Annotated in this window: 24 protein-coding genes and 1 pseudogene; 12 read left to right on the top strand and 13 right to left on the bottom strand. The window is 71.8% G+C overall.

The annotated features are described in order from the left end of the window. Positions 1-130: 130 nt before the first annotated feature. Entirely contained in the window at positions 131-988 is an 858-nt protein-coding gene (gene map, locus ACZ4WH_RS25440; RefSeq protein ID WP_468184348.1) for a type I methionyl aminopeptidase, read from the bottom strand. Between the two features lie 58 nt (positions 989-1,046). On the opposite strand from map, the gene ACZ4WH_RS25445 reads away from it, so the two are divergent. After that, complete coding sequence (locus ACZ4WH_RS25445; protein ID WP_468184350.1) at positions 1,047-1,292, top strand: hypothetical protein; 246 nt, start codon at positions 1,047-1,049, stop codon at positions 1,290-1,292. A 32-nt stretch (positions 1,293-1,324) separates the two neighbouring features. Here the strand turns inward: ACZ4WH_RS25445 and ACZ4WH_RS25450 are convergent. Beyond that, a pseudogene (locus ACZ4WH_RS25450) lies at positions 1,325-1,891 on the bottom strand (MFS transporter); the annotation flags it as partial. 72 nt (positions 1,892-1,963) lie between these two features. Next, entirely contained in the window at positions 1,964-2,560 is a 597-nt protein-coding gene (locus ACZ4WH_RS25455; protein ID WP_468184352.1) for a hypothetical protein, read from the bottom strand. Between the two features lie 151 nt (positions 2,561-2,711). Here ACZ4WH_RS25455 and ACZ4WH_RS25460 point away from each other — a divergent pair, with 151 nt between their 5' ends. The 3 genes from ACZ4WH_RS25460 to ACZ4WH_RS25470 all read left to right on the top strand — a co-directional run bounded on the left by ACZ4WH_RS25460 (position 2,712) and on the right by ACZ4WH_RS25470 (position 4,799). Then, the gene (locus tag ACZ4WH_RS25460) at positions 2,712-3,785 is read left to right on the top strand and encodes a sialidase family protein (RefSeq protein ID WP_468184355.1); all 1,074 of its coding nucleotides are present in this window, start codon (positions 2,712-2,714) and stop codon (positions 3,783-3,785) included. A gap of 37 nt (positions 3,786-3,822) precedes the next feature. Beyond that, the gene (npdG, locus tag ACZ4WH_RS25465) at positions 3,823-4,536 is read left to right on the top strand and encodes an NADPH-dependent F420 reductase (protein WP_468184357.1); all 714 of its coding nucleotides are present in this window, start codon (positions 3,823-3,825) and stop codon (positions 4,534-4,536) included. 71 nt (positions 4,537-4,607) lie between these two features. Next, positions 4,608-4,799, top strand: coding sequence for a hypothetical protein (locus ACZ4WH_RS25470; protein ID WP_468184359.1), 192 nt, complete (start codon positions 4,608-4,610; stop codon positions 4,797-4,799). Here ACZ4WH_RS25470 and ACZ4WH_RS25475 read toward each other — a convergent pair. Beyond that, the gene (locus ACZ4WH_RS25475) at positions 4,789-5,589 is read right to left on the bottom strand and encodes a site-2 protease family protein (RefSeq protein ID WP_468184361.1); all 801 of its coding nucleotides are present in this window, start codon (positions 5,587-5,589) and stop codon (positions 4,789-4,791) included. The two genes, ACZ4WH_RS25470 and ACZ4WH_RS25475, sit on opposite strands and share 11 nt — an antisense overlap. Before the next feature lie 234 nt (positions 5,590-5,823). Between ACZ4WH_RS25475 and ACZ4WH_RS25480 the strand changes: the two genes are divergently transcribed. Then, on the top strand, positions 5,824-9,081 hold the full coding sequence (locus tag ACZ4WH_RS25480; RefSeq protein WP_468184363.1) for an AfsR/SARP family transcriptional regulator: 3,258 nt from the start codon (positions 5,824-5,826) through the stop codon (positions 9,079-9,081). Between the two features lie 13 nt (positions 9,082-9,094). On the opposite strand, the gene ACZ4WH_RS25485 is transcribed toward ACZ4WH_RS25480, so the two are convergent. The 3 genes from ACZ4WH_RS25485 to panB all read right to left on the bottom strand — a co-directional run bounded on the left by ACZ4WH_RS25485 (position 9,095) and on the right by panB (position 11,946). Next, positions 9,095-9,916 carry an ABC transporter permease gene (locus tag ACZ4WH_RS25485; RefSeq protein WP_103811006.1) on the bottom strand — a complete coding sequence of 274 codons (822 nt, stop codon included), beginning with the start codon at positions 9,914-9,916 and terminating at the stop codon, positions 9,095-9,097. After that, positions 9,913-10,938 (bottom strand): ATP-binding cassette domain-containing protein, encoded by a 1,026-nt coding sequence (locus tag ACZ4WH_RS25490; protein ID WP_468184367.1) that lies wholly within the window; start codon positions 10,936-10,938, stop codon positions 9,913-9,915. Before ACZ4WH_RS25490 ends, ACZ4WH_RS25485 begins: the two co-directional genes overlap by 4 nt. Before the next feature lie 141 nt (positions 10,939-11,079). Next, positions 11,080-11,946, bottom strand: coding sequence for a 3-methyl-2-oxobutanoate hydroxymethyltransferase (gene panB, locus ACZ4WH_RS25495; RefSeq protein ID WP_468184370.1), 867 nt, complete (start codon positions 11,944-11,946; stop codon positions 11,080-11,082). A 180-nt stretch (positions 11,947-12,126) separates the two neighbouring features. Between panB and ACZ4WH_RS25500 the strand changes: the two genes are divergently transcribed. The 4 genes from ACZ4WH_RS25500 to ACZ4WH_RS25515 all read left to right on the top strand — a co-directional run bounded on the left by ACZ4WH_RS25500 (position 12,127) and on the right by ACZ4WH_RS25515 (position 16,975). Beyond that, entirely contained in the window at positions 12,127-13,713 is a 1,587-nt protein-coding gene (locus ACZ4WH_RS25500) for an MFS transporter (RefSeq protein WP_468184371.1), read from the top strand. 76 nt (positions 13,714-13,789) lie between these two features. Further along, entirely contained in the window at positions 13,790-14,419 is a 630-nt protein-coding gene (locus ACZ4WH_RS25505) for a TetR/AcrR family transcriptional regulator (RefSeq protein ID WP_468184373.1), read from the top strand. Positions 14,420-14,605: 186 nt separating this feature from the next. Beyond that, positions 14,606-15,655, top strand: a complete 1,050-nt coding sequence (locus ACZ4WH_RS25510; protein WP_468184376.1) for an endonuclease/exonuclease/phosphatase family protein — start codon at positions 14,606-14,608, stop codon at positions 15,653-15,655. Positions 15,656-15,751: 96 nt separating this feature from the next. Then, positions 15,752-16,975, top strand: a complete 1,224-nt coding sequence (locus ACZ4WH_RS25515; protein WP_468184529.1) for an MFS transporter — start codon at positions 15,752-15,754, stop codon at positions 16,973-16,975. A 235-nt stretch (positions 16,976-17,210) separates the two neighbouring features. Here the strand turns inward: ACZ4WH_RS25515 and ACZ4WH_RS25520 are convergent, their stop codons facing one another. The 3 genes from ACZ4WH_RS25520 to ACZ4WH_RS25530 all read right to left on the bottom strand — a co-directional run bounded on the left by ACZ4WH_RS25520 (position 17,211) and on the right by ACZ4WH_RS25530 (position 19,396). Next, complete coding sequence (locus ACZ4WH_RS25520; protein ID WP_468184379.1) at positions 17,211-17,534, bottom strand: hypothetical protein; 324 nt, start codon at positions 17,532-17,534, stop codon at positions 17,211-17,213. Between the two features lie 1,284 nt (positions 17,535-18,818). Then, the gene (locus ACZ4WH_RS25525) at positions 18,819-19,175 is read right to left on the bottom strand and encodes an ATP-binding protein (RefSeq protein WP_468184381.1); all 357 of its coding nucleotides are present in this window, start codon (positions 19,173-19,175) and stop codon (positions 18,819-18,821) included. Continuing rightward, positions 19,175-19,396: a hypothetical protein gene (locus ACZ4WH_RS25530; protein WP_468184383.1), complete on the bottom strand. Its 222-nt coding sequence runs from the start codon at positions 19,394-19,396 to the stop codon at positions 19,175-19,177. Before ACZ4WH_RS25530 ends, ACZ4WH_RS25525 begins: the two co-directional genes overlap by 1 nt. 115 nt (positions 19,397-19,511) lie before the next feature. Here ACZ4WH_RS25530 and ACZ4WH_RS25535 point away from each other — a divergent pair, with 115 nt between their 5' ends. Beyond that, positions 19,512-20,375, top strand: coding sequence for a helix-turn-helix domain-containing protein (locus ACZ4WH_RS25535; protein ID WP_468184386.1), 864 nt, complete (start codon positions 19,512-19,514; stop codon positions 20,373-20,375). Continuing rightward, on the top strand, positions 20,347-20,628 hold the full coding sequence (locus tag ACZ4WH_RS25540) for a DUF397 domain-containing protein (RefSeq protein ID WP_468184388.1): 282 nt from the start codon (positions 20,347-20,349) through the stop codon (positions 20,626-20,628). Before ACZ4WH_RS25535 ends, ACZ4WH_RS25540 begins: the two co-directional genes overlap by 29 nt. Before the next feature lie 58 nt (positions 20,629-20,686). Here ACZ4WH_RS25540 and ACZ4WH_RS25545 read toward each other — a convergent pair whose 3' ends face one another. From ACZ4WH_RS25545 to ACZ4WH_RS25555, 3 genes are all read right to left on the bottom strand, one after another. Continuing rightward, positions 20,687-22,630, bottom strand: coding sequence for a S53 family peptidase (locus ACZ4WH_RS25545; protein WP_468184391.1), 1,944 nt, complete (start codon positions 22,628-22,630; stop codon positions 20,687-20,689). Between the two features lie 210 nt (positions 22,631-22,840). Further along, on the bottom strand, positions 22,841-23,473 hold the full coding sequence (locus ACZ4WH_RS25550) for a DUF305 domain-containing protein (protein ID WP_468184393.1): 633 nt from the start codon (positions 23,471-23,473) through the stop codon (positions 22,841-22,843). After that, positions 23,470-24,153 carry a DUF3105 domain-containing protein gene (locus ACZ4WH_RS25555; protein ID WP_468184396.1) on the bottom strand — a complete coding sequence of 228 codons (684 nt, stop codon included), beginning with the start codon at positions 24,151-24,153 and terminating at the stop codon, positions 23,470-23,472. The genes ACZ4WH_RS25550 and ACZ4WH_RS25555 overlap by 4 nt, the downstream gene beginning before the upstream one ends. Positions 24,154-24,289: 136 nt before the next feature. On the opposite strand from ACZ4WH_RS25555, the gene ACZ4WH_RS25560 reads away from it, so the two are divergent. Continuing rightward, complete coding sequence (locus ACZ4WH_RS25560) at positions 24,290-24,739, top strand: RrF2 family transcriptional regulator (protein WP_468184398.1); 450 nt, start codon at positions 24,290-24,292, stop codon at positions 24,737-24,739. Positions 24,740-24,837 lie beyond the last annotated feature (98 nt).

The raw sequence follows: 24,837 nt of genomic DNA on the forward strand, positions 1-24,837 counted from the left end.
CCGAACCCACCCCTCAACACGACGACGGCCTGCACAACCCCAACGGGGTCATGCAGGCCGTCGTCACGCCCACACTCGATTTACCAACAGCGTCCAGCAGGGAGCGGGCTCGCCGCGGATCGGGCGGCGCTCAGGGCAGGGTCAGGATCTCCGCGCCGGTCTCCGTCACCACCAGCGTGTGCTCGAACTGCGCGGTCCGCCTGCGGTCCTTCGTCACGACCGTCCAGCCGTCGTCCCACATGTCGTACTCATGGGTGCCCAGCGTCAGCATCGGCTCGATCGTGAACGTCATCCCCGGCTGCATCACGGTCGTCGCGTGCGGGCTGTCGTAGTGCGGGATGATCAGCCCGGAGTGGAACGACGTGTTGATGCCGTGCCCGGTGAAGTCCCGGACCACGCCGTAGCCGAACCGCTTGGCGTACGACTCGATGACCCGGCCGATGACGTTGATCTGCCGGCCGGGCCGCACGGCCTTGATCGCCCGGTTCAGCGCCTCGCGGGTGCGCTCCACCAGCAGCCGCGACTCCTCGTCCACGTCACCGACCAGGTACGTGGCGTTGTTGTCGCCGTGCACCCCGCCGATGTACGCGGTCACGTCCAGGTTGACGATGTCGCCGTCCCTGAGGACCGTCGAGTCCGGGATGCCGTGGCAGATGACCTCGTTGACGGAGGTGCACAGCGACTTCGGGAAGCCCCGGTAGCCGAGCGTCGAGGGGTAGGCCCCGTGGTCGCACATGTAGTCGTGGGCGACCTTGTCCAGCTGGTCCGTGGTGACGCCGGGCGCGATGATCTTCGCGGCCTCCGCCATCGCCTGCGCGGCGATACGGCCGGCGATCCGCATCGCCTCGATGGTCTCGGGGGTCTGCACCTCCGGCCCGGTGTACGGCGCCGGCGCGGGCTTGCCGACGTACTCGGGGCGGCGGATGTTTCCGGGGACCGAACGGGTGGGAGACAGCTCCCCTGGTACGAGCAGCGACTGGCCAGACATGCCAGCGAGTCTAACCAGCGCACATGGGGGAACATGTCGGTGGCGAGAGGAGCTGTTCATGGCCCTGTTCAAGAAGCGCACCGTCGGCAAGCCGGGCGAGTGGTACTACTGCCTGGAGCACAAGAAGGTCGAGGAGGGCCCGGACTGCCCGGGCAAGGACCGCTTCGGGCCGTACGCCTCCCCCGAGGAGGCCCGGCGCGCGATGGAGACCGCCGCCGAGCGCAACCTCCAGTGGGAGAACGACCCCCGCTGGCACGACGCCCCGGCGGGCGGCGGCGCGGGCGGGAACACCGAGGAGAACTGAACCGGTCGGAACCCGCCGGACCGCAGAACCAGTCAGGCCTGTACGGCGGCGGTGGCGCGCCGCTCGCGCATCCGCGCCGCGTGCTCGTTCGTCCGGGCGTCGTACGTCATCAGCCCCGGCAGGCACAGCGCCAGCAGCCCCACCGCGCCCGCGCACGCCAGGCCGCCGGACCAGACCGAGGCCCGTACGCCCGCCCACGCGGCCATGCCGCCCGCCCGGACCTGGCCGAGCTGCGGGCCGACCGAGTACGACAGCAGTTCGATCCCGGCGAGCCGGCCGCGCAGCTCGTCCGGGATCGTCTGGTTCCACATGGCCGCCCGGAAGATCCCGCTGACCATGTCGAAGCCGCCGCCGACGGTGAGGAACAGCAGCACCAGCCAGACGTTCCCGCACACCCCGGCCGCCGCCACCGCCAGGCCCCACCCGGCGGCCGACAGCACCACCAGCAGCCCGTGCCGGTGCACCCGCGAGGTCCAGCCGCTGGTCAGGCTCACCAGCAGCGCTCCCGCCGGGATGGCCGCGTACATCAGCCCGAGCGCCCACTGAGCGTGCAGGTCGTCGGCGAGGAACGGCAGCACGGCCAGCGGCATGGCCAGGAAGTTGTGTGGCGCCGGAGGTGGGCTGGTGGGTTGCCTCTTGGCCGAGCGAGTCGGGTGGGTGGGTGGGCGATGTCACCAAGGGGCCGGCGGCGGAGCCGTCAACGCTTCTGTCAGGCGTGACAGCCGGTCCCGGAAGCCCCGTCGCGCCCTCGGAGAGCCTCCGTTCTCGCCGACCGCCGCGCTGACCAGGTGCTGCACACTGTCCAGGTCCAGCTCCGCCCCCTGAGGCACGGCCAGCGTGTCATGCGCCATCGCGGCCAGCTCACCCCCGCCCGCGCCGAGCGCCAGCACCGTCACCCCGGCCCGCCGGGCGTCGTGCACCCGCTCCAGCAGCGGCGCCGGCTCCTCGGGCGCCACGACCAGCAGGGTCTCTCCGCGCCGCGCCGCCGCGATCCGCCCCGGCCCCACCGCCAGGTGCGCGGGATCGGAGGGGCGCGCGTGATGCCGTACCAGCGTCGGCGCCAGCTCGGGCGTGCCCGACCACGCGGCCTCGTCCACCAGGTGCGCGGCCAGGTGCCACGGCTCGTACTCCGGCGTGCCCACCAGCAGCAGCCCGCCCCCGTGCGCCACCACCGATCCGCGCAGCACCCCCGCGAACCTCCGGGTGGCTCCCAGCCACTCGGTCCCGGCGAGCACTTCCCGCAGCAACGCGACCCGTACGGCGTCCATGCGACCGCATCCTGCCGCAACACGGCACTCGTGACGCGGAGTTCACCGCGAATTCGCCCGACCCGGGGATGGTGGCGACCCCCCCGCCCATCCGCCCCGCCCCGTCCACCCCGTCCGTCCCGCCCGCCCCGCAGACCCGAGGAGCCGCCCGATGACCGATGTGACCGTCCCCTTCCGCGCGGGCCACGAGGGATACGCGAGCTTCCGCATACCGGCCGTCGTCGCCTCCAGGTCCGGCACCCTGCTCGCGTTCTGCGAGGGCCGCGTCGACTCCGCCGCCGACCACGGGCACATCGACATCGTGCTGAAGCGGTCCACGGACGGCGGCCGCACCTGGGGCCCGCTCCAGGTCGCCGCGAGCAACGCCCCGAACCTCGCCGGCAACCCCGCCCCCGTCGTCCTGGACACGGGCCGCATCCTGCTCGTGCACATACGCGCCGCCGCCTCCGCCACCGAGGCCGCCATCCTGCGCGGCCAGGTCGGGGACGCCGACGGGCGGCGGGTGTGGGTGCGGCACAGCGACGACGACGGGATGACCTGGTCCGAGCCGAAGGAGATCACCCGGCAGGTGAAGAAACCCGGCTGGCGCTGGTACGCCACCACGCCCGGCCACGCCCTCCAGCTGACCTCCGGCCGCGTCCTCGTCCCCGCCAACCACACCCTGCCGCCCACCGGCACCGACACCGGCGCCGAGGCCAAGTACAACAGCGGGCACTGCCTGCTCAGCGACGACCGCGGCGAGACCTGGTACCTGGGCTACCTGGACGAGAACACCGACGGCTACGTCAACGTCAACGAGACCACCGCCGCCGAACTCCCCGACGGCCGCGTCTACCTCAACACCCGCAACGACTCCCCGTCGCCCGGCAACCGCGCCGACGCCCACTCCAAGGACGGCGGGAAGACCCTCGTCAAGCCCTTCCGGCCGCAAGCAGGGCTGACCGCGCCGGTCTGCGAGGCCTCCGTGCTCCAGCTGCGCGACCCCGACCTGCTCCTCTTCTCCGCCCCCGCCGACCCCGCCGCCCGCGCCCTGATGACGATCCGCGCCTCCGACGACGGCGGCATCACCTGGCGCCCGGCGTTCACCGTCGACGGGCTGCCCGCCGCCTACTCCGACCTGGTCCGCGTCGACCCGCACACCGTCGGGCTCCTGTACGAGACGGGCGACTTCACCGCCTACGGGACGATCACCTTCCGCCGGGTGCCCGTACACCGGCTGACCTGAGCCGGTAGGGTCCCGGCGGCGGACGTAGAGTCGGCCCATGACCTCTACCGACAGCGCACAGACCCCTGCCAAGGCCCCCGCCAAGGACCCCTGGGACCTGCCCGACGTCTCCGGCCATGTCGTCGGCGTGCTCGGCGGCACCGGACCGCAGGGCAAGGGCCTCGCCTACCGGCTCGCCCGGGCCGGCCAGAAGGTGATCATCGGTTCCCGCCGCGCCGAGCGCGCCCGGGCCGCCGCCGAGGAACTCGGCCACGGCGTCGAGGGCGCCGACAACGCCGAGACCGCGCGCCGCAGCGACATCGTGATCGTCGCCGTACCGTGGGAGGGCCACGGCGACACCCTGAAGTCGCTGCGGGAGGAGCTGGCCGGGAAGCTCGTCGTGGACTGCGTCAACCCGCTCGGCTTCGACAAGAAGGGCGCCTACGCGCTCAAGCCGGAGGAGGGCAGCGCCGCCGAGCAGGCCGCCGCCCTGCTGCCGGACTCCCGGGTCGCCGCCGCCTTCCACCACCTGTCGGCCGTCCTGCTCCAGGACCCGGAGATCGAGCAGATCGACACCGACGTGATGGTGCTCGGCGAGGAGCGCGCCGACGTGGAGATCGTGCAGGCGCTGGCCGGGCGCATCCCCGGCATGCGCGGCATCTTCGCGGGCCGGCTGCGCAACGCCCACCAGGTCGAGTCGCTGGTCGCGAACCTGATCTCCGTCAACCGCCGGTACAAGGCACACGCCGGGCTCCGCGTCACCGACGTGTGAGCCGGGTCCGGACATGGGGGACACTGGTGGCCTCAAGCAGTGTCCCCCGACAGGATCCGGAGCCGACCCCCATGCCCCGCATCGCCCTCTACACCCTCGTCGTCTGCGTCCTCGCCGTGGCCGCCGCCGTCGTCTCGTTCGTCCAGGGCAGCTGGCTGGGGATCGTGTGGGTGCTGCTGGCGGGCCTGTCCTCCAACATGACCTGGTACTACGTCAAGCGCGGCCGGGCCGCCGCCGGGCAGGACACGTCCGTCACGAGCTGAGCGAGCAGATCTCCGGGGAGTCCTGCCAGAAGCGGTAGTCCGCCTCGCCGCAATAGCGGGAGAAGTCGTCGACGTTCAGCGCCCGCATGATCGAGTCGATCACGTCGAAGAACGCGCTGTTGACCGACGGCAGCCACAGCAGCGCGAACACGAACAGCAGCCCGAACGGCGCGAACGGCTCCACCTGCCGCTTCACGTTGTACGACAGCCACGGCTCGATCACGCCGTAGCCGTCCAGGCCCGGCACCGGCAGGAAGTTCAGCAGCGCCGCCGTCACCTGGAGCAGCGCCAGGAACGCGAGCGCGAACCGGAAGTCCGCGGGCACGCCGTCCAGCGCGTCCAGCCAGAACGGGGCCGTGCACACCGCCGCGAACAGCACGTTCGTCAGCGGGCCCGCCGCCGAGATCAGGCTGTGCCGCCAGCGGCCCCGGATACGGCCCCGCTCGATGAACACCGCGCCGCCGGGCAGACCGATCCCGCCCATGATCACGAACAGCACCGGGAGCACGATGCTCAGCAGCGCGTGCGTGTACTTCAGCGGGTTCAGCGTGAGATAGCCCTTCGCGCCGACCGTGATGTCCCCGCTGTGCAGGGCGGTGCGGGCGTGCGCGTACTCGTGCAGGCACAGGGAGACGATCCAGGCCGCCGTCACGAACAGGAACACCGCGATGCCCGGCTGCGCGGCGAACCCGCTCCAGGTGGCCCAGCCGGTCACCGCCGTCACGGCCAGAATGCCGACGAACACGGGACTGACCTGCCGGTCGCCGTGACGGGTGGTGGCGGTGGTCATAGGGAAGAGCTCCTCGGGTCGCGTCGGGCGGGCCGGGGTCGACCGTACCCGTGATGCCGGGGAAACGTCCTTCGAGCGGCCTGAGGTTCCTGCGCGCGCCTCCAGCGCGGTCGGTCCGGTCCCCTCGGCAAGGGGGATCGAGATCCCCGTCGCCGACCGGACCCTCACCCTCGGCTTCTCCGAGTTCACGCGCATGTGAAACCCGGGAGCAGTGCGCGGGCGTCCACGGGGACAATGGACCCCGTGCGCTATCGGCTGCTCGGCACCACTCAGGCGATCCGTCCCGACGGTACGGCCGTTCCGGTCGGCGGGGCGCGGTTGCGTGCTCTGTTGTGCGTGCTCGCGCTCAGGGCCGGGCGGACCGTGCCCGCCGGCGTGCTGGTGGACGAGGTCTGGGGCGCCGACCCGCCCGCCGACGCCACCGGCGCCCTCCAGGCGCTCGTCGGCCGGCTCCGCCGCGCCCTCGGCGCCGACGCCGTCGTCTCCGCCGACGGCGGCTACCGGCTCACCGCCGTACCCGACGACGTCGACCTCGGCCGCTTCGACCGGCTGACCGGCGACGGCCTCGCCGCCCTCGCCGACGGCGACCCGGCCAAGGCCGCCGCCGTCCTCGACGACGCCCTCGCCCTGTGGCGCGGCCCCGCCCTCGCCGACCTGCCCGACCGCACCGCCGAGGCGGCCCGCTGGGAGACCCGCCGGCTCGACGCCCTGCGCGCCCGGCACACCGCCGCCCTCGCCCTCGGCGAGGCCGATCGGGTCCTGCCCGAGCTGGCCGCCCTGTGCGACAGCCACCCGCTGGACGAACCGCTCCAGGCGCTGCGGCTGCGCGCCCTGCGCGACACCGGCCGCCCCGCCCAGGCGCTCGCCGCCTACGAGGACGTACGACGCCTCCTCGCGGACCGGCTCGGCTCCGACCCCGGCCCCGAACTGCGCGCGCTGCACGCCGAGCTGCTGCGCGAGCGGCCGGCGGACCCGCCGCCCACGGCCCGCCCGGGCAACCTGCCCGCCCGGCTCACCTCCTTCGTCGGCCGGGAAGCAGACATCCGGGCCATCGGCGCCGACCTGGCCACGGCCCGCCTGGTCACCCTCCTCGGGCCCGGCGGCGCCGGGAAGACCAGGCTGTCCCAGGAGGCCGCCGAGGCGGTACGGCACACCGTCCGGGACGGGGTGTGGCTCGCCGAGCTGGCCCCCGTGGACGCCCCGGACGCCGTACCGCAGGCCGTGCTCACCGCGATCGGCGCCCGCGAGACCGTGCTGCACGGCGCCGGCGTGGACGGCATGCGCGCGGTCTCCGACCGGCACGACGACCCCGTCGAACGGCTCGTGGAGCACTGCGCCCGGCGCCGCATGCTGATCATCCTGGACAACTGCGAGCACGTCGTGGACGCCGCCGCCCGGCTCACCGAGCACCTGCTGGCCCGCTGCCCGGAGCTGACCGTCCTCGCCACCAGCCGCGAACCCCTCGGCGTGCCGGGGGAGCTGGTGCGGCCCGTGGAGCCGCTGCCCCAGCCCGTCGCACTGCGGCTGCTCGCCGACCGGGGCGCGGCGGCCCGCCCCGGCTTCCGGGCCGAGGACGACCCGGAGGCGTGCGCCGAGATCTGCCGCCGCCTGGACGGACTGCCCCTCGCGATCGAGCTGGCGGCGGCCCGGCTGCGCATGCTCACACCCCGCCAGATAGCGGACCGGCTGGACGACCGCTTCCGGCTGCTCACCTCCGGCAGCCGCACCGTGCTGCCCCGCCAGCAGACCCTCAGAGCCGTCGTGGACTGGTCCTGGGACCTCCTGGACGCCGCCGAACGGGACGTCCTCGCCCGGCTGTCGGTGTTCGCAGGCGGCTGCGACCTGGCCGCCGCCGAGGCCGTGTGCGGGCCGGCCGCCCTGGACGCGCTCGGCTCACTGGTCGACAAGTCCCTGGTGGTGGCCGCCCCTGCGGCCGACGGCGGCATGCGCTACCGGCTGCTGGAGACCGTCGCCGAGTACGCCGCCGAACGCCTGGCCGAGGCCGGCCACCGGAGAGAGGCCGAGCGCGCCCACCTGACCTACTACCGGGAACTGGCCCGCGCCACCGACCCGTTGCTGCGCGGCCCGGAGCAGCGCGCCGCCATCGACCGGTTCCAGCTGGAGTACGAGAACCTGCGCACCGCGTTCCGGCACGCCGTCGCCGAACGCGACGAACAGGAGGGCCTGTGCCTGGTCCTCTCGCTGCTCTGGTTCTGGCAGATCCGCGACCAGCGCATCGAGACCCGCACCTGGTGCCAGGAGGTCATGGCGCTCGGCCCCGACCCGTTCACCGAACCGGTCCGCCGCGCCGAACCGGTGTGGCAGCGCTGCACCGACGCCCCGCCGCCGTACACCGGTGAGATCCTCGCCGAGGCCCGGCGCGGGGTGCACCTGGCCCATCTGGCCTGCATGGACACGGAGATCGACGTCTGGCAGACCCCCGAGGCGCAGGCGAAGCTCCGCGTCGTCGCCCAGGTCTACGAGCCGGGTCTGCCGCAGACCTGCCGGCCCCCGGGCATGCTGTGGTTCTTCGCCGAGCTGCTGACCGGCGGCGCCGACCGGCTGCGCGCCATCGTGGACGCCAGCGTGCGGACCTGCCGGGAGACCCCGGGCTACGAGTGGGAGCTGGCCGGCGCCCTCCACCTGCGCGCCAACCTCCTCGCCAACCGCACCGCCTGGGCCGGCGACGCCACCCGCGACGCCGACGAGTCCCTGGAGATCTTCCACCGCCTCGGCGACGCCTTCGGCATCACCGAGGCCCTGTCCGCCCGCGGCGAGGCCCACGAACGCAAGGGCGCCCACCGCGAGGCCGCCGCCGACTACCGGGCCGCGATCGAACACGCCGAACGCCTCGGCGCCCGCGCCCAGGTGGCCGTCCTCCGGGCCCGGCTCGGCAACCTGCTCATGGAGGCGGGCGAGGCCGAACGCGGCGAGCGGATGCTCCGCGACGTCATCGCCAGCCAGGACGGCGTCCACAACGAGGCGCTGCCCGCCGCCCGCCTCTTCCTCTCCTGCTGGCTCGGCCTGACCGACCGCACCGCGGAGGCGCGCGAGCAACTGCGGCTGCTCCGCGAAGAGGTCACGATCGCGCACTTCATCGTCTTCGACACCATCATCCTCTGCCAGGAGGCCTGGCTGGACGCCCTGGAAGAGCACACCGAGGAGGCCCTGACCGGGGCCCGCACGGCGATGCGCCTCGCCTCCGACCCGCTGTCCGAGGCCGTCACCCCGCACATGCGCTCCGTCGTCCTCACCGTCGCCGCGCTGGCCCTCGCCCGCGCCGACGGCGGCAGCCGCGCCGCCGACGCCGCCCGCTGCCTGGGCGCCGCCGACGCGCTGCTGCCGCCCGGCCATGTCCCCTCGGGCGTGGAGCGGCGGTGCCACGCCATGACCGAGGCGCGCATCCGGGAAACGCTCGACGCACGGTCGTACGAGGCCGCGTACGCCGAGGGCGGTGGCCTCTCCCTCGCGGAGGCCACCGCCCTGGTCTGAGCGCCGCGGAACGTCAGCTCTTCGTGCGGAACTTGTGGATGGCGACCGGAGCCATGACCGCGGTCAGGCCCACCGACCAGATCAGCGTCACCCACAGGTCGTGCGCGACCGGGCCGCCCTCCATCAGGCCGCGCGCGGTGTCGGCCAGCGAGGACAGCGGGTTGTAGTCGGTGAACGCCTGGAGCCAGCCCGGCATCGAGGCGGTCGGCGCGAAGATCGACGAGCCGAACTGGAGCGGCATCAGCACCAGGAAGCCCATCGCCTGCACGGACTGGGCGTTCTTCATCACCACGCCGAGGGTCAGGAACACCCACATCAGCGCCGAGCCGAACACCGCCGACAGCCCCACGGAGGCCAGCAGCCCGCTCCAGCTGTTGATGTCGTAGCCCACGAGGAGGGCGACCACCATCAGCACCACGGTGGCGAACAGCATCCGCATCAGCTCGACCGCGATCTTCGCGAAGAGCACGGAGCCGCGCCCGATCGGCAGGGACCGGAAGCGGTCCATGACACCGGAGTTGAAGTCCTGGTTGAAGCCGGTGCCCACGCCCTGCGCCATGTTCATGCCCATCATGGCCATGAGGCCGGGGATGACGTACTGGACGTACTGGTCCTGCCCGCCGCCCAGCGACTTCCCGATGGAGCCGCCGAAGACGTACACGAACAGCAGGGTGAAGACGACCGGGAACAGGACGGCGTCGAACATCGACTCCGGGTCCTGGCGGATCCACAGCAGGTTGCGGCGGATCAGCGCGCCGGTGTGGCGCAGATGGGCCCGCAGCGGGATCGGCGTGTCGGTCTTCGGGGCGGCCGGGGACAAGGTGGCGGCGGTCATACGGTGACCTCCTGACGGTCGTCGGCGGGCATGGCGTCCTGCGGGGCACTGGCGCGGTGGCCGGTGAGGGACAGGAACACCTCGTCCAGGCTGGGTAGTTCGGTGGTGATGGAGGAGATCGTGATGCCGCGCGCGGTGACCGCGCCGACCACGGCGGTCAGCTGCTCGTCGCTGAGGATCGGCACCAGCAGGGTCCCGGTCTCGGTGTCCACGGTGGTGGCCGCGAGCCCGGTGATGCCCAGCTCGTCCAGCATCGTGGCGAGCGGGCGCAGTTCCAGCGGGTCGACCGGCCGCACCCGCAGGGTGCGTCCGCCGACGCGGGCCTTCAGCTCCTCGATCCCGCCGTTCGCGATGACCTTGCCCCGGTCCACCACGGTCAGCTCGGAGGCGAGCTGCTCGGCCTCCTCCATGTACTGGGTGGTGAGCAGCACGGTGACGCCGTCGCCGACCATCGCCTTCACCTCGTCCCACACCTCGTTGCGGGTGCGGGGGTCGAGGCCGGTGGTCGGCTCGTCCAGGTACAGCACGGCCGGGCGGCCGATCATGGACGCGGCCAGGTCCAGCCGTCGCCGCATACCGCCGGAGTAGGTGCTCGCCGGGCGCCGGGCGGCCTCCGTCAGTGAGAACCGCTCCAGCAGCTCGTCGGCGCGGGCGCGGGCGTCCTTGCGGGACAGGTCCAGCAGCCGGCCGATCAGGTACAGGTTCTCCCAGCCCGGGAGCTTCTCGTCCACCGAGGCGTACTGGCCGGTGAGTCCGATGACCCGGCGCAGCTGGCGGGGCTGCCGTACGACGTCGTAGCCGGCCACCGTGGCCTGCCCGGCGTCGGGGGTGATGAGGGTGGACAGAATCCGTACGAGGGTGGTCTTGCCGGCTCCGTTCGGCCCGAGCACACCCATCACGGTGCCCTCGCGCACGTCCAGGTCGACACCGTCCAGCGCCTTGGTCTCGCCGTAGTGCTTGACCAGTCCCCGTACGGTCACGGCGGAGCGTCCGCCGACGGGGTTGTCGTCGATGCGTGTCATGCCGACGACAGTGCCAGGCCCCACCGACAAACGACCTACAGCCGACCGACACGCCGCCGACACCCCCTGTCGGTGCCCCGACACGGCGGCAGCCCGCCGACGGGGGATGATCGGCGGGCTGCCCGGTGGTGCCGCGATGGCCTAGTGGACGGAGTGTTCCTCCAGCGGGAAGCCCCCGCCGACGACGTCCTCCGCGAACGCCTTCGCCGCGTTGCCCATGACCTCACGCAGATTCGCGTACTTCTTGACGAACTTCGGGACCCGGCCGGAGGTCAGCCCCAGCATGTCCGTCCAGACCAGGACCTGCGCGTCCGTCTCCGGGCCCGCGCCGATACCGACCGTCGGGATGTGCAGCACCCGCGTCACCTCGGCCGCCAGCTCGGCCGGAACCAGCTCCAGCACCACCGCGAACGCGCCCGCGTCCTGCACGGCCTTGGCGTCGCGCAGCAGCTGCTGCGCCGCTTCCTCGCCCCGCCCCTGCACGCGGTAGCCCATCGCGTTGACGGACTGCGGGGTCAGCCCGATGTGGGCCATGACCGGGATGCCGGACTCCACCAGGAGCCGGATCTGCTCGTGCGACCGCTCGCCGCCCTCCAGCTTGACCGCGCCGACCCCGGCCTCCTTCACCAGCCGGGTCGCCGAGCGCAGCGCCTGCACCGGGCCCTCCTGGTAGGAGCCGAACGGCAGGTCGCCGACGATCAGGGAGCGGGTCGTGCCGCGTACGACGGCCGCCGACAGCATGGTCATCTCGTCGAGGGTGACGGGGACGGTGGTGTCGTACCCGAGGTGGCAGTTGCCCGCCGAGTCGCCGACCAGGATGACCGGAATCCCGGCCTCGTCGAAGACGGACGCGGTCATCGCGTCGTAGGCGGTGAGCATGGGCCACTTCTCGCCCCGCTCCTTGGCGAGGGCGATGTCGCGGACGGTGATGCGGCGGGTGCCCTTCCCTCCGTACAGCGCCTTGCTGCCGTCGGAAGGCTTGTTCTGGGCAGCCGAAAGCTGCGTCATGGCAACGGCTCCTTCAGTCATCTCGAGGCGCCCTGACGGCGTCCCCGGACCGACTCCATGGTGGCACCTCGTGCCATTCGGGGCCAGAGGTACCCCCCTGTGAGCCGAGCCGCGTAAGACCTTGGTAAAGAAATAAGATACGAGACGGTTCCGTATCGAAATGATCGTAGGCTCGAACCCATGACAAGTCCTGTCCCTGCCTCCCGAATACCGGAAGCGGTGCACCGGCGCCGCTGGGCGATCCTCGGCGTGCTCATGCTGAGCCTGCTGATCGTCGTGCTCGACAACTCGATCCTGAACGTCGCCATCAAGACCATCGCCACCCCGGCGCCGACCGGCCTCGGCGCGACGCAGAGCCAGATCGAGTGGGCGATCAACTCCTACACCCTCGTCTTCGCCGGCCTGCTGTTCACCGCAGGCCTGGTCGGCGACCGGCTCGGCCGCAAGAAGGTGCTGCTCGGCGGCATCCTCGTGTTCGGCATCGGCTCCGCGCTCGCCGCCGAGTCCGGCTCGCCCGGCCAGCTGATCGCCTACCGCGCGCTGATGGCCCTCGGTGCCGCCTTCGTCATGCCCGCCACCCTCGCCGTGCTCATGAACGTCTTCGAGCGGGAGGAGCAGCCCAAGGCCATCGGCATCTGGGCCGGCGGCGTCGGCCTCGCCATCGCCATCGGCCCGATCACCGGCGGCGCGCTCCTCGACCACTTCTGGTGGGGCTCGGTCTTCCTCATCAACGTGCCCATCGTGATCGTCGCGCTCGTCCTGATGACCTGGCTGGTGCCCGACTCCCGCGACCCGCGGCCCGGCCGCCTCGACCCCATCGGCGTGGTCCTGTCCGTCGTCGGCCTCGTGCTGCTCGTCTACGGCATCATCAAGGGCGGCGAACTGGCCGACTTCACCGACGCCAAGGTGCTGGCCACCATCGTCGCCGGGCTCGTCGTCCTGACCGGCTTCGTCGTCTTCGAGAAGCGCAGCGACCACCCGTCGCTGGACGTCACGTACTTCCGCAACAAGGTCTTCTCGGCCGCCATGAGCGCCATCGCGCTGGTCTTCTTCGCGCTGATGGGCGTCACCTTCTTCGGCGTCTTCTACACCCAGAGCGTGCGCGGCTACTCCCCGCTGGAGTCCGGTGTGCTGATGCTGCCCCTCGCCGCCGCCCAGCTGATCTTCGCGCCCCGCGCCCGGCTGCTGGTCGACCGGTTCGGCAACAAGGCCACCACCACCGGCGGTCTGGTGCTGATCGCGGCGACACTGGCCGCGTTCGCCACCTTCGAGGCCGACACGCCGATCTGGCTGCTGGAGGTCGTCTTCTTCCTCATGGGCACCGGCATGGCGCACATCATGACGCCGACCTCGGTCGTCATCATGCAGGCGCTGCCCCGCGAGAAGGCCGGCTCCGCCTCGGCGCTCAGCAACACCTTCCGCCAGGTCGGCGGCGCCCTCGGCATCGCCGTCCTCGGCTCGGTGCTCGCCACCTCGTACCGCAACGGCATCGAGGACAAGCTCGGCCTGCTGCCGCCCGCCCTGCGCGACACCGCCGGCGAGTCCATCGAGGCCACCCTCGGCGTCGCCGAGAAGCTCGGCCCGCAGGGCAAGGCCCTGGTCACCCCCGCCAACGACGCGTTCCTGCACGCCATGCACGTCACCGCTCTGTGCGGTACGGGCGTCGCGCTGATCGGCGCCGTGGTGACCTTCCTGTTCCTGCCGGGCAGGCCGCCCGCCGGTCAGCGGCAGGAGAAGGAACCGGAGTTGGTCGCCGCCGGGGAGTGAGGTCCGCGCGCGGTTCCACGGGGGAAGGAGGCGGCTGCGGGACAATCTCCGCAGCACAGTGAGAGGACGGATCGTCGTGAGCCTTGCCGAGAGCCGGCCGCGCCCGGACGGACCCGCGCGGGGCCGGCCGCGCAGCGAAGCGGTGGAACGCGCCATCCTGGAAGGCGTGATGAAGCTCCTGGAGGAGGGCGTGCCCCTTGCCGAGCTGTCCATCGAGCGGGTCGCCCGCACGGCCGGGGTCGGCAAGGCCACCATCTACCGCCGCTGGAGCGGCAAGGAGGAACTGTTCGTCGACGTCGTACGCGCCGCCGAACCCCCCGACCCCGTGCTCCCCGGCACCTCCCTGCGCGACGACCTCGTCGTGCTGCTGGAGTCCCTGCGCCGGCGCGGCCTCGTCAGCCGCTCCTCGGCGATCCTGCACAACGTGTACGCGCAGATGAAGAGCAGCCCGCGGATCTGGGCTGCGTACCAGGCCGGCGTCATAGCGCCCCGCCGCGACCTGGCCCTGGACCTGCTGCGCCGCGCGCAGGCGAACGGGGAGATCCGGGCAGACATCGACCTGGACCTGGCCAACGACATGTTCGTCGGCCCCATGCTCGTCCGCTCCGTCATGCGTCCCGACGCCGATCTGCCCGAGGGCCTGGCGGAGCAGATCGTTGACGCGGTCCTGGAGGGCCTACGACCCGTCAGGTCCACAGTGTCGTAGCACTAATGTGCGCGTTTCGTCACAGACCCCGTGCGTCCCGGGGGTGACCGGAACTCACGGCCCCGGCTCGTTCGTCCTCGTCTTCCGTACGGCCGTCATGGGACGGCGGAACGGAGCCGATCATCCCCTAGGGTCGGAAGAGCACGGGGGCGAACGGTGTGCACGGCAGGCAGTGAGGCAGACGGTATGGCGCAGCAGGCGTACATGACGGAGACGGTGGGCGACGGCTCGGGACCCGAGCGACCGGGATCCCGGCTTCGACGCCTCGCGCACCGCCTGTTCGCCGGCTGGCGGAACGATCCGCGCGTCTGGCGGCGCGGCGCCGTCCTCGCCGTACTGGCCCTGCTGCTCGCCCTGGTGATGCTGCTGCACTCGCACATCCCGAACGCGGTGGGCAACCTCGGCTCGCTCACCGAGACGTTTCTGCCCTGGCTGGGCCTGGCCGTCCCGGTGCTCCTGGTCCTCGCGCTGATCCGCCGGTCGGCGACGGCGCTGATCGCGATCGTGCTCCCGGCGGTCGTCTGGCTGAACCTCTTCGGCGGGCTGCTGACCGACAGGGCGGGTGGGGGCGGCGACCTCATGGTGGCCACCCACAACGTCAACGCCGACAACCCCGACCCGGCCGCGACCGCCACCGACGTGGCCGCGTCCGGCGCCGACGTCCTGGCCCTGGAGGAGCTGCCAGCCTCCGCCGTGCCCGTCTACGAGAAGGCGCTGGCGTCGACGTACAAGTACCACGCGGTCGTCGGCACGGTCGGGCTGTGGAGCAAGTACCGGATGACCGGCGTCCACGCCGTCGACATCAAGCTCGGCTGGAAGCGTGCGATGCGCGCCACCGTGGCGACGCCCCGGGGCCCGGTCGCGGTCTACGTCGCCCACCTGCCCTCGGTGCGGGTGAAGATGGAGGCCGGGTTCACCGCCCGGCAGCGGGACAAGAGCGCCGACGCGCTCGGCGAGGCCATCTCCGACGAGCCCCTGGAGCGGGTGGTGCTGCTCGGCGACCTGAACGGCACCATGAACGACCGCGCGCTCAACGCCGTCACCTCCCAGATGCGCTCCACGCAGGGCGCGGCGGGCAGCGGCTTCGGCTTCAGCTGGCCGGCGTCGTTCCCGATGGCGCGCATCGACCAGATCATGGTGAGGGGCGTGCGGCCGGAAAGCAGCTGGACGCTGCCGCGCACCAACAGCGATCACCTGCCCGTAGCGGCCCGTGTGAAGCTCGACACAGGCTCTTAACCTGCCGGAATACTGGACCTGAGAGAGTTTGTTCCGTACAGGAACATAATGCGAGACTCGAACCTGTACGGCACTCCGCTCTCTGAAAGGTCCCTCATGCCCCTGGCCCTGCTCGCCCTTGCCGTGGGTGCCTTCGGCATCGGTACGACCGAGTTCGTGATGATGGGCCTCCTGCCCGACGTCGCGGACGACCTCCACATCTCGATCCCCGCCGCCGGGCACCTGGTCTCGGCGTACGCGCTGGGCGTCGTCATCGGCGCCCCGCTGCTGGCCGCACTGACCGCGCGGATGCCCCGCCGCACGGTCCTGATCTCCCTCATGGCCCTGTTCGTCGCGGGCAACGCCCTGTCGGCGTTCGCCCCCGGCAACGGCTCCCTGCTGGCCGCCCGCTTCCTCAGCGGCCTGCCGCACGGCGCCTTCTTCGGCGTCGGCGCGGTCGTCGCCACGGCGATGGTCCCACCGGAGCGCAAGGCCCGCTCGGTGTCCCTGATGTTCCTCGGCCTCACCGTCGCCAACATCGCGGGCGTACCCGTCGCCACGCTGATGGGCCAGCACCTGGGCTGGCGGGCGACGTTCCTGGGAGTGAGCGTGATCGGCATAGCGGCGATCGCCTCCCTGGCTCTCCTGATCCCGCACGACCGGAACCACGCGGCCACGTCGACGGGCCTGCGCGGCGAACTGGCGGCCCTGAAGTCGGTGCCGGTCTGGCTGGCCCTCGGTACGACAGTGGCGGGCTTCGGCGCGCTCTTCGCGGCCTACAGCTACGTCACCCCGATGCTGACCGACGCGGCGGGCTACGCCGACACCAGTGTGACCCTGCTCCTGGCCCTCTTCGGCGTCGGCGCCACGGCGGGCAACCTGCTGGGCGGCCGGCTCGCCGACCACTCCCTGCGCGGCACCCTCTTCGGCGGCCTGGCGTCCCTGGGCGCGGTGCTGGTGCTCTTCCCCTTGCTGATGCGGGCGGAGTGGAGCGCGGCCCTGGCGGTCACCCTGCTGGGCATGGCGGCGTTCATCACCGGCTCCCCGCTCCAGCTGATGGTGATGGAGAAGGCGTCGGCGGCCCCCTCCCTCGCCTCCTCGGCCAACCAGGCGGCGTTCAACCTGGCCAACGCGGGCGGCGCCTGGATCGGCGGCCTCGCCCTGGCGGCCGGCTTCGGTACGACGTCCCCGGCGCTCGCGGGAGCGGCCCTGGCCGTCCTGGGCCTGGGCGTGGCGAGCGTGGCGTACGCGGTGGACCGCCGCCGGGAGACGCCGTCGGCGGGACGGGTGATCACAACGCACGTCCCGGAGGCGGAGGGGTCGGGGGCGCTGTACCGCTGAGGGTGCGGCGCGGGCTGGTCACCGGGACCGGCCCGGCGGCCCGACGACTCTCCCGTCAATGATCTCCGGAGCGGTGGCTGCCTGCTCGCGGTCGTGGTGGTCGGGCACCGCCGGCGTGGGGCACGGGCGGCGATGCTGACGCGTCAGTGCTGGTTGACCGGCCAGATGGCCGCCGGATCGCAGCGGGCCGGGCACGCCAGCAGGTAGACCTCGTTGCCGTTTACGGAACGGTTCTTCAGTCACCGATGAACCACAGAGAACTCCCCGGCGTGCTCACGCAGACCTCCAGCATCGCGGCGAGGTCGAGGAGGGCGGCCTGCTGGAACGGGCTGGCGCATGCCCGCACGAGGGCGGCCACCTCGGGCAGCGCGGCCTCCGCGTCCTGCTCGGTGAACCGGGTGTCCCCGTACGGATCGACCTGCGCGAGCCGCCCGTGACTCACCCCGTCCAGGGCTCGGGCGAGGGCGTCCCCGTGCTCATGGGAACGGCGGATGACGGTGTCCCGGCGCCCCTTGTTCCGAGAGGCCTGCCTGACCCGCAACTCCAGCTCGATGCCCACGGCACCCCCGTACGGCTCGCTTCACCCGCCCGAGCTGCCAAGGTAACCGTTGGTCCGCTCGCTTCCCGGCCAGTGTCGGGCTTCCGCGAGGTGAGTCAAGGGCGCTGCGCGTCGCCTTCGGCGATGGCCCTCCGGGCCACCCTTGACACACCTCACTCCACCCCGGGGAAGAAGCGAGCGAGCGGCCCGAAAGAACGGTGGCCCCGACCGGTACCGGGCCCCCAGGTCAGCTGCGTCCGCACCGTCGGGAGGGTCGCGCGGACGCGCCTCGCATGGACGCCGGGTGGGCTTAGCGGCGATCCCCGGTGGGTGGGTGCAGCGCGGTGGCGTCTCGCATGGACGCCGGGTGGGCTGAGCGGCTTGCGGATGGTGGGTGGCGGGGGCGCGGTCGCGTCCCGCCTGCACGCCGGGTGGGTTTGGCGGCGATCCCCTGGTGGGTGGGTGGGGTGCGGTCGCGGCTGGGGTGGACGCCGAACCGGCTCGGCGGCTCTCCCTGGGAGCGCGGGAGGCATGAGAGGGGCAGAGCCCCGGCAGGCTGGGCCCCCACTGACCACCCCAGGGCCGTGATTGGCAGATTTGTGCCAACGGGCCCAGCGATCACGCGGGTCAGAGGGTCGGCTGGGCAGCAGCACTGGCACAAACCTGCCAATCACCGGCTTCCCTGTGACCTGAGGGGCTCAGGGGCCGCACATCGCCACCCGTCGTGAGGCGCGAGGGCGCCCCCGCCGGCCGCTTGCCGCCGAGCCCAGCCGGCTGCTGGCGAGGTGAGGATGCGCCCTCGCCCCACTGGCCGTTCGCCGCCGAGCCCACCCGGCGCGCGACCGGGACCCGATCGCGTCCCCACCCCACCGGCCGTGCGCCGCTTGGCCGGCCCGGCGTGCTGGCGAGACGCGGGTGCGCCCCCGCCCACCGGCCGTGCGCCGCTTGGCCGGCCCGGCGTGCTGGCGAGACGCGGGTGCGCCCCACCCACCCGCCGTTCGCCGCCTAGCCCACCCGGCGTGCTGACGAGACGCCGACGCGCACCCTCAGCCCCGGGTGCGCGCCCAGCTGGGCTGAGGGGCCGGTGCCGATGAGGGGGCCACTTTCCTCCGGTCGCCCGCTCGCTTCTCACCCGGGCTGGAGCGAGGTGTGTCAAGGGTGGCCCGGAGGGCCATCGCCGGAGGCGACGCGCAGCGCCCTTGACTCACCTCGCGGAAGCCCGACACTGGCCAGGAAGCGGGCGGCCCTACGGCCACTTCTCCGCATCCGCTCACATCAGTTCCGTAGCGCCCCGCTCTCCCCACCTCAGTTCCTCAGCTCGCACCACACCGTCTTCCGGTCCGGCCCCTGTTCCACGCCCCACCGCTCGGCCAGCGCGTCCACGAGAGCCAACCCCCGCCCCGACTCCGCCGCCTCCGTGGCGGACAGCAGGACAGGCAGCGCGCGCGGGTCGGGATCGGTCACCTCGATGCGGGTACGGCCCCGCACCGCCGTAGCCCCGACACGGACGGTCACCGGTGTTCCCTCGCCGAGGTGGTCGATCACGTTCGTCAGCAGCTCCGTCGCACACAGGCGGACGTCGAAGCCGTGCGCACGGAGGTGGTGGCGCAGTTCCGGTGCGGCCTTCGGCGTGGCCAGCAGGTGCAGTTCCAGCAGCGCCATCACTCCGCCGCCGCCTTCCTCAGCACGGCGGCGAGGGCCCGTGCCGTGGCCGTGTTGCAGTTCCCGAGCGTGACGAGTCCGGCGGGCGGGGCGTACGTACCCGCGAAGCTCGGCAGGTCGACGCGGAGGGAGGGGAGCGTGATGCCGTGCAGGGCGAGGGCGCTGCGGAGTTCCTCGACGCAGAGGGTGACGTCGTAGGCGGTGGGGGAGCGGTCGGACATGAGAGGCGGCAACCTTCTGTGCTGTGTGTGACGAACACCTCACAGGCTGTCGCCAGTCTCGCTACCGTGGAAGAGGTTTCGCGTTCGCGACCAGGGCAGCGGAGGAGAGTGAGCGGTGGCTCGGGGCAAGGACATTGACGGCTCGATGAGCGTCCCGACCTTCTACGGCAAGGAGTTGCGGTGGAAGAGGGAGGCGGCCGGGCTGTCGTTGGAGGCGTTCCTTGAGGGCAGCTTCTACGGCAAGACGTACCTCAGCGACATCGAGCACGGGGAGCGGAGGATGCCCATCGATCTGGCTCGGCATGCGGATCGGGTGCTCGGGACCGACGGCTTCTTCGAGCGCCATTGCGAGGATGTGCGGCGGGCGAGGAGGGGGCCGCATGCCGCCTACTTCGAGAAGGTGCTGGAGGCGGAGAAGTACGCGGAGTCCATCGAGGAGTGGTGCCCCATCACCTTCCCTGGGCTGCTCCAGACCGCTCCGTACGCGCGGGCGCTGGTCCGGTCGGCTCACCCGGCGGCCTCCGACGAGTGGGTCGAGGAGAAGGTGGCGGCCCGGCTCTCCCGCGCCCGCCTCTTCGAGGTGGATCACTCCAAGCCGGAGTACTGGGCCGTCCTGCACGAATCGCTGATCGCCGCTCCCATTCTCCCTCCGCTGGAGATGGCCGAACAGTTGGACCACGTCGCCGAGTTGGCCGAGCGGCACCGGATCACTCCGCAGATCGTTCCGCGCACATGCGGGGCGTATCCCCTGATGGCTGCCTCCATCAAAGTGATGACCTTCCCGGACGCCCCACCGCTGATCTACACCGAGGCGTCGTACAGCGGGGACACCATCGATGATCCGGCCCTCGTGAAGCAGTACCGCAAGGCATACGATCGGCTCAGGGCCGTCGCGCTGTCACCAGACACGTCCCTGGCAATGATCAAGGCAGCGGCAGAGGATTTCCGAAATGGCGACCAACCGGATCGACTTGAGTGATGCGCTCTGGTTCAAGAGCAGCTACAGCAACGGTGATGGTGGGGACTGCGTAGAAGTGGCCGCCGACTTCCCCGGCGCCGCCCTCTGGCGAAAGTCGAGCTACAGCAACGGTGACGGCGGGGAATGCGTCGAGGTAGCCCACAACATCCCCAACCTCATCCCCGTACGGGACTCAAAGATCCCCCACGGCCCCGTCCTCCTCCTCACCCCCACCGCCTGGACCCCCTTCATCGCCGCGCTCAAGGCCCGATGACGCCGAAGGGGCGTGAGGCCACCAAGGCCCCACGCCCCTTCAGCAAAGCAACGGCGACTTACCGCTGCCGGAACGACTGCACGTACCCACCCGCAGGCGAACCCACGCCGGTAACGTCGTCATACCCCTTCACCGCAGCCAACGAGCTGTCCTTGCCCAGGCTGCGAACCGACGTCAGCAAGCCGTCAGCCGCGTCGTACCCGTTCGCGAAGTCGACGCGGGCGACCGCCAGCCCCGACCCCGTCGGGTTGTCCGTGACGTCGTGGAAGACGCCCTTCTTGCCGTACTTGGCGTAGATCACCGGGTTGGCGAATCCGATCGCCTTGCCGCCGCGGGCCTCCTGGGCCAGGGCCTGGACCGCCGCGATCACCGGCGCGGCCAGCGAGGTGCCGCCGATGCGGTACTCGCTGTACTGCTCGGTGCCGTCGGGGAAGGTCTGGGTCTGGCCGACCAGGAAGCCGGTGTTCGGGTCGGCGATGGCCGCGATGTCCGGGACGACGCGGTTGCCGGAGGCGTTGTTGGCCTTGGCGAGCGCCTCCGGCACGACACCCTTCTGGTAGTACGGCGCGGGGACCGTCTTGCTGGTGCCGCCGCCCGCGCCCGAGGTGAAGGCGCCGGGGAAGCCGACCCAGCTCTTGCCGTCGGGCGACAGCGAGGCCTTCTCGGTGCCCCAGCCGGTCTCCCACTGGTACTTGTCGCCCTTGCCGACGGCCAGCGAGGTGCCGCCGACCGCGGTGACCCAGGCGGAGTTGGCCGGGGTGTCGACCTGCTTCACACCGGTGTTGGCGACCTGGTCGCCGTCGTCGCCGGAGGAGAAGTAGAAGCCGATGCCCTGCACCGCGCCCAGCTGGAAGACCTGGTCGTAGGCGGCCTGGACGTCCGGCGTCTCGTTGGCCTCGACATCGCCCCAGGAGTTGGAGACGATGTCGGCCAGGTGGTTGTCGACGATCTTGCCGAGGGAGTCCAGCAGGTCGTCGTCGTAGCAGGAGGCCGCGCCCACGTAGGTGACGTCGGCGTTCGGCGCGACCGCGTGGACCGCCTCGACGTCGAGGGTCTCCTCGCCGTACCAGCCGGCCGCCCCGCACTCCTCGGTCTTCGTGTAGTTCTTCGGCAGCACCTGGTGCAGCTGGCCGGTCTTCCAGGCCGCGTCACCGTTCTTCAGCGCGTACTTGCCGGCGTCGTAGGCGATCGTCGGGGAGGCGTACGCGTCCGTGATCGCGATGCGGACACCGTGCCCGGTGTACGTGCCCGCGCCGTACGCGGCGCGCAGCTGCTTGCCGGTGTAGCCCTTGACCGCGTACGGGATCTTCTGGCCGTAGGCGTCCGGCAGCGTGCTCGCGACGTTGGAGCCGTAGTACGAGGAGAACGGCCCGGCGTTCTTGAACACCGCGTCCGGCGGCGGCAGCTGGTCGTCGTGGTTCGCCTTGTGCGGGGCGGTGTCCAGACCGGTGACGGTCAGGACCGCGCCCTTCAGGGCGGCCGGGGCGGAGGCCGTTTGCGCCGGGGCGCGGTAGGTCTTGGAGCCCTTGGCGTAGTTGTGCAGCTGGGTGTTGAACGCCTTCTCGGCGGCGGCCACGTCACCGGAGACGGCGACGTAGTGCGGGGTGACCGCGGTGACGGTCAGACCGGCCGACTTCAGCCAGGACGTCACGGCGGCCACCTGGGCCTTGGTGGCGCCGAAGCGGGCCTGTGCCTTCTTGGCGCTCAGGTACTTGCCGTACAGCGGCGAGCCGGGGTCGGACACCGCCTTGGCGTAGGCGGCGAGGCCGGCCGCGTCCCGGCCGGCCAGGTAGACGCGGGCCTTGACCTGGGCCTTGTCCGAGGTCGCGCCCTTGTCCGCCTTGGCCGTGGCCCAGAGCGGCTTGGTGCCCTTCAGTACGTCACGAGCGGGGCTGTCCGCGGCGTGTGCCGCGGGTATGCCCAGCGCCAGCGCACCGGCGATCATGGGCAGTGTCGCTGCCATGCTCACACCGGCGCGCACGGTGGCGCGGTTGGATCTCATAGAACCCCCTGCGATGCGGTTCGCATGCATGTAGTGGTTGGCACGTCGTGGAGGCGCGCGCCGGCCCGCGGCGGTGTCGGCCGGCGAGTGGATCACACGATGGGGGCCACTCTTGCGATGAACCGTTCATGCCAGGGGAACGTAAAAGTCAAGAGAAGCTCAAGTAACCGCCGCGTAGGGCGTTTTGATGCTTTCGTCCCTACGGCGGTGTTACGAACGGGCTTGCGCGCCCCGCTCCTTGAGCATTCCGGCCATCAGGTCGATCTCCGACTGCTGCGCGTCGACCATGCCCTGCGCGAGCCGCTTCTCCACGCCGACCGTGCACTTGGCGACACAGCCCTCGGCCATGTGGATGCCGCCCTTGTGATGGTCCGTCATCAGCTGGAGGTAGAGGATCTCGGCCTGCTTGCCGCTGAGCGACTGGAGCTTCTTCAGCTCGGTGTTCGTGGCCATCCCCGGCATCAGCGCGCCGTCCTTGCCGGAGGCCATGCCGCCCATGCCCATCCAGGTCATCGGCGGGTCGGCCGACACCTTCGGCAGCCCCCACAGGTCGAGCCAGCCCAGCAGCATCCCGCGCTGGTTGGCCTGCGTCTGCGCGATGTCGTAGGCGAGCCGCCGTACCTCCTCGTCCTTCGTGCGGTCGCGCACGATGTACGACATCTCGACGGCCTGCTGGTGGTGGACGGCCATGTCCCGCGCGAACCCGGCGTCCGCCGATTCGGCGCTCGGCGTCTTCGGATCCGATCCGCCGGTCTCCTCGGCGACCGCGTAGGTGATCGCGCCGGCCGCGACGAGCACCGCCGCCGCGGCCCCGGCGACCCAGCCGACGTGCTGCCGCCTCACTTCATGACCCCGCCGGTGCACGAGGCGCCCGGCTCGGGCGTCTGCGGGCCCTGCACGTACGCGGCGAAGAACTTGTCCACTTCCGGGTCCTTCGCGCTCTTCACCGCGACCTGGTGGCCCCACGCCGACAGGATCAGCGGGGCGTCCTGGTTCTGGTACGGGCTCATCAGCGAGTACGGCGTCTTCTTCACCTTCGCCGCGAGCGCGTCGACGTCGCCCTTGGCCGCCTTGTCGGTGTACGTCACCCAGACCGCGCCGTGCTCCAGCGCGTGCACGGCGTTCTCGTCCGGCACCGCCTTGGTGTAGACGTCACCGTTGCAGTTCAGCCAGACCGGGTTGTGGTTGCCGCCGACCGGCGGGTGCATCGGGTACGACACCTTGGTCGTCACGTGCGTCCGGGACAGCTTGCCCGACCAGGTCCTCACCCCGTCCTTGCCGGTGGTGAACTTCCCGGAGTCCCCGGAGCCCTTGGCGTCCCCGCTCGGCGTCGCCTGGTCCTTGCCGGAGTCGCCCTGCGTCTTCACCAGGACCACACCGCCGACGACGAGACCGACGACGACCACCGCACTGGCGGCGATGGTGAGCACCCGGTTACGGCGCTCGCGGACACGCTCCGCGCGCCGCATCTCCTCGATGCGCGCCTTGCGCGCCGCGGTGCTGCTGTTCTTGCCGGAACCCATGAGGCGTGTCCTTCTGGAGAAGGGGACGTGGACGGTGGGGCCCGCTGATCGTAATGCGGAGGGGCCGCGCTTCCGTAGGGAGGGCACAGGAAGCGGATAATTTGAAGCCAGGATGCGCATTACCTACGCTCGCGGTATGCGGCTGCTGCGCTCCACCGACCTGGCCCTGCGCGTCCTGATGCGACTCGCGGTCGCCGACGCCACGCCCACGACCCGCCAGGTCGCCGCCGACATGGCCGTGCCCTACACGCACGCCGCGAAGGTCGTCGCCGAACTCCAGCACCTGGGCCTGGTCGACGCCCGGCGCGGGCGGGGCGGGGGGCTTGCGCTCACGGAGCGGGGCCGCACGGCGTCGGTGGGCGCGGTCGTGCGGACCTTCGAGGGCGACGGTGACGTGGTGGACTGCGAGGGGACGCAGGGGACGCCGGCCTGCCCCCTGCGCTCCGACTGCCGCCTGCGGGGCGCTCTGCGGGGGGCTCAGGAGGCGTTCTTCGCCGCGTTGGACTCCGTCACGATCGGGGACCTCGTCGCTGAGCCGACGGGGCCCTTGCTGCTCGGGATCTCTCGGGGGCCGGGGCTGGACTGAACGCGGCGCGACCAGCCACGAGAGGTCGTCAGGCGTGTGCCGCGCCGTCGTGGCTGGTCGCGCCGTTCCCCGCGCCCCTTGCGGGGCGCTCAGCGTCG

The organism is Streptomyces sp. NPDC029138 (assembly GCF_055564375.1).

Bases quoted from the DNA above. Each gene is read 5' to 3' on its own strand.
- ACZ4WH_RS25445 (WP_468184350.1), top strand. From the start codon at position 1,047: ATGGCCCTGTTCAAGAAGCGCACCGTCGGCAAGCCGGGCGAGTGGTAC.
- ACZ4WH_RS25455 (WP_468184352.1), bottom strand. From the start codon at position 2,560: ATGGACGCCGTACGGGTCGCGTTGCTGCGGGAAGTGCTCGCCGGGACC.
- ACZ4WH_RS25480 (WP_468184363.1), top strand. From the start codon at position 5,824: ATGGACCCCGTGCGCTATCGGCTGCTCGGCACCACTCAGGCGATCCGT.
- ACZ4WH_RS25490 (WP_468184367.1), bottom strand. From the start codon at position 10,938: ATGACACGCATCGACGACAACCCCGTCGGCGGACGCTCCGCCGTGACC.
- ACZ4WH_RS25555 (WP_468184396.1), bottom strand. From the start codon at position 24,153: ATGGGTTCCGGCAAGAACAGCAGCACCGCGGCGCGCAAGGCGCGCATC.
- ACZ4WH_RS25545 (WP_468184391.1), bottom strand. From the start codon at position 22,630: ATGAGATCCAACCGCGCCACCGTGCGCGCCGGTGTGAGCATGGCAGCG.
- ACZ4WH_RS25470 (WP_468184359.1), top strand. From the start codon at position 4,608: ATGCCCCGCATCGCCCTCTACACCCTCGTCGTCTGCGTCCTCGCCGTG.
- map (WP_468184348.1), bottom strand. From the start codon at position 988: ATGTCTGGCCAGTCGCTGCTCGTACCAGGGGAGCTGTCTCCCACCCGT.
- ACZ4WH_RS25530 (WP_468184383.1), bottom strand. From the start codon at position 19,396: ATGTCCGACCGCTCCCCCACCGCCTACGACGTCACCCTCTGCGTCGAG.
- panB (WP_468184370.1), bottom strand. From the start codon at position 11,946: ATGACGCAGCTTTCGGCTGCCCAGAACAAGCCTTCCGACGGCAGCAAG.
- ACZ4WH_RS25485 (WP_103811006.1), bottom strand. From the start codon at position 9,916: ATGACCGCCGCCACCTTGTCCCCGGCCGCCCCGAAGACCGACACGCCG.
- ACZ4WH_RS25475 (WP_468184361.1), bottom strand. From the start codon at position 5,589: ATGACCACCGCCACCACCCGTCACGGCGACCGGCAGGTCAGTCCCGTG.
- ACZ4WH_RS25500 (WP_468184371.1), top strand. From the start codon at position 12,127: ATGACAAGTCCTGTCCCTGCCTCCCGAATACCGGAAGCGGTGCACCGG.
- npdG (WP_468184357.1), top strand. From the start codon at position 3,823: ATGACCTCTACCGACAGCGCACAGACCCCTGCCAAGGCCCCCGCCAAG.
- ACZ4WH_RS25560 (WP_468184398.1), top strand. From the start codon at position 24,290: ATGCGGCTGCTGCGCTCCACCGACCTGGCCCTGCGCGTCCTGATGCGA.
- ACZ4WH_RS25515 (WP_468184529.1), top strand. From the start codon at position 15,752: ATGCCCCTGGCCCTGCTCGCCCTTGCCGTGGGTGCCTTCGGCATCGGT.
- ACZ4WH_RS25510 (WP_468184376.1), top strand. From the start codon at position 14,606: ATGGCGCAGCAGGCGTACATGACGGAGACGGTGGGCGACGGCTCGGGA.
- ACZ4WH_RS25525 (WP_468184381.1), bottom strand. From the start codon at position 19,175: ATGGCGCTGCTGGAACTGCACCTGCTGGCCACGCCGAAGGCCGCACCG.
- ACZ4WH_RS25540 (WP_468184388.1), top strand. From the start codon at position 20,347: ATGGCGACCAACCGGATCGACTTGAGTGATGCGCTCTGGTTCAAGAGC.
- ACZ4WH_RS25460 (WP_468184355.1), top strand. From the start codon at position 2,712: ATGACCGATGTGACCGTCCCCTTCCGCGCGGGCCACGAGGGATACGCG.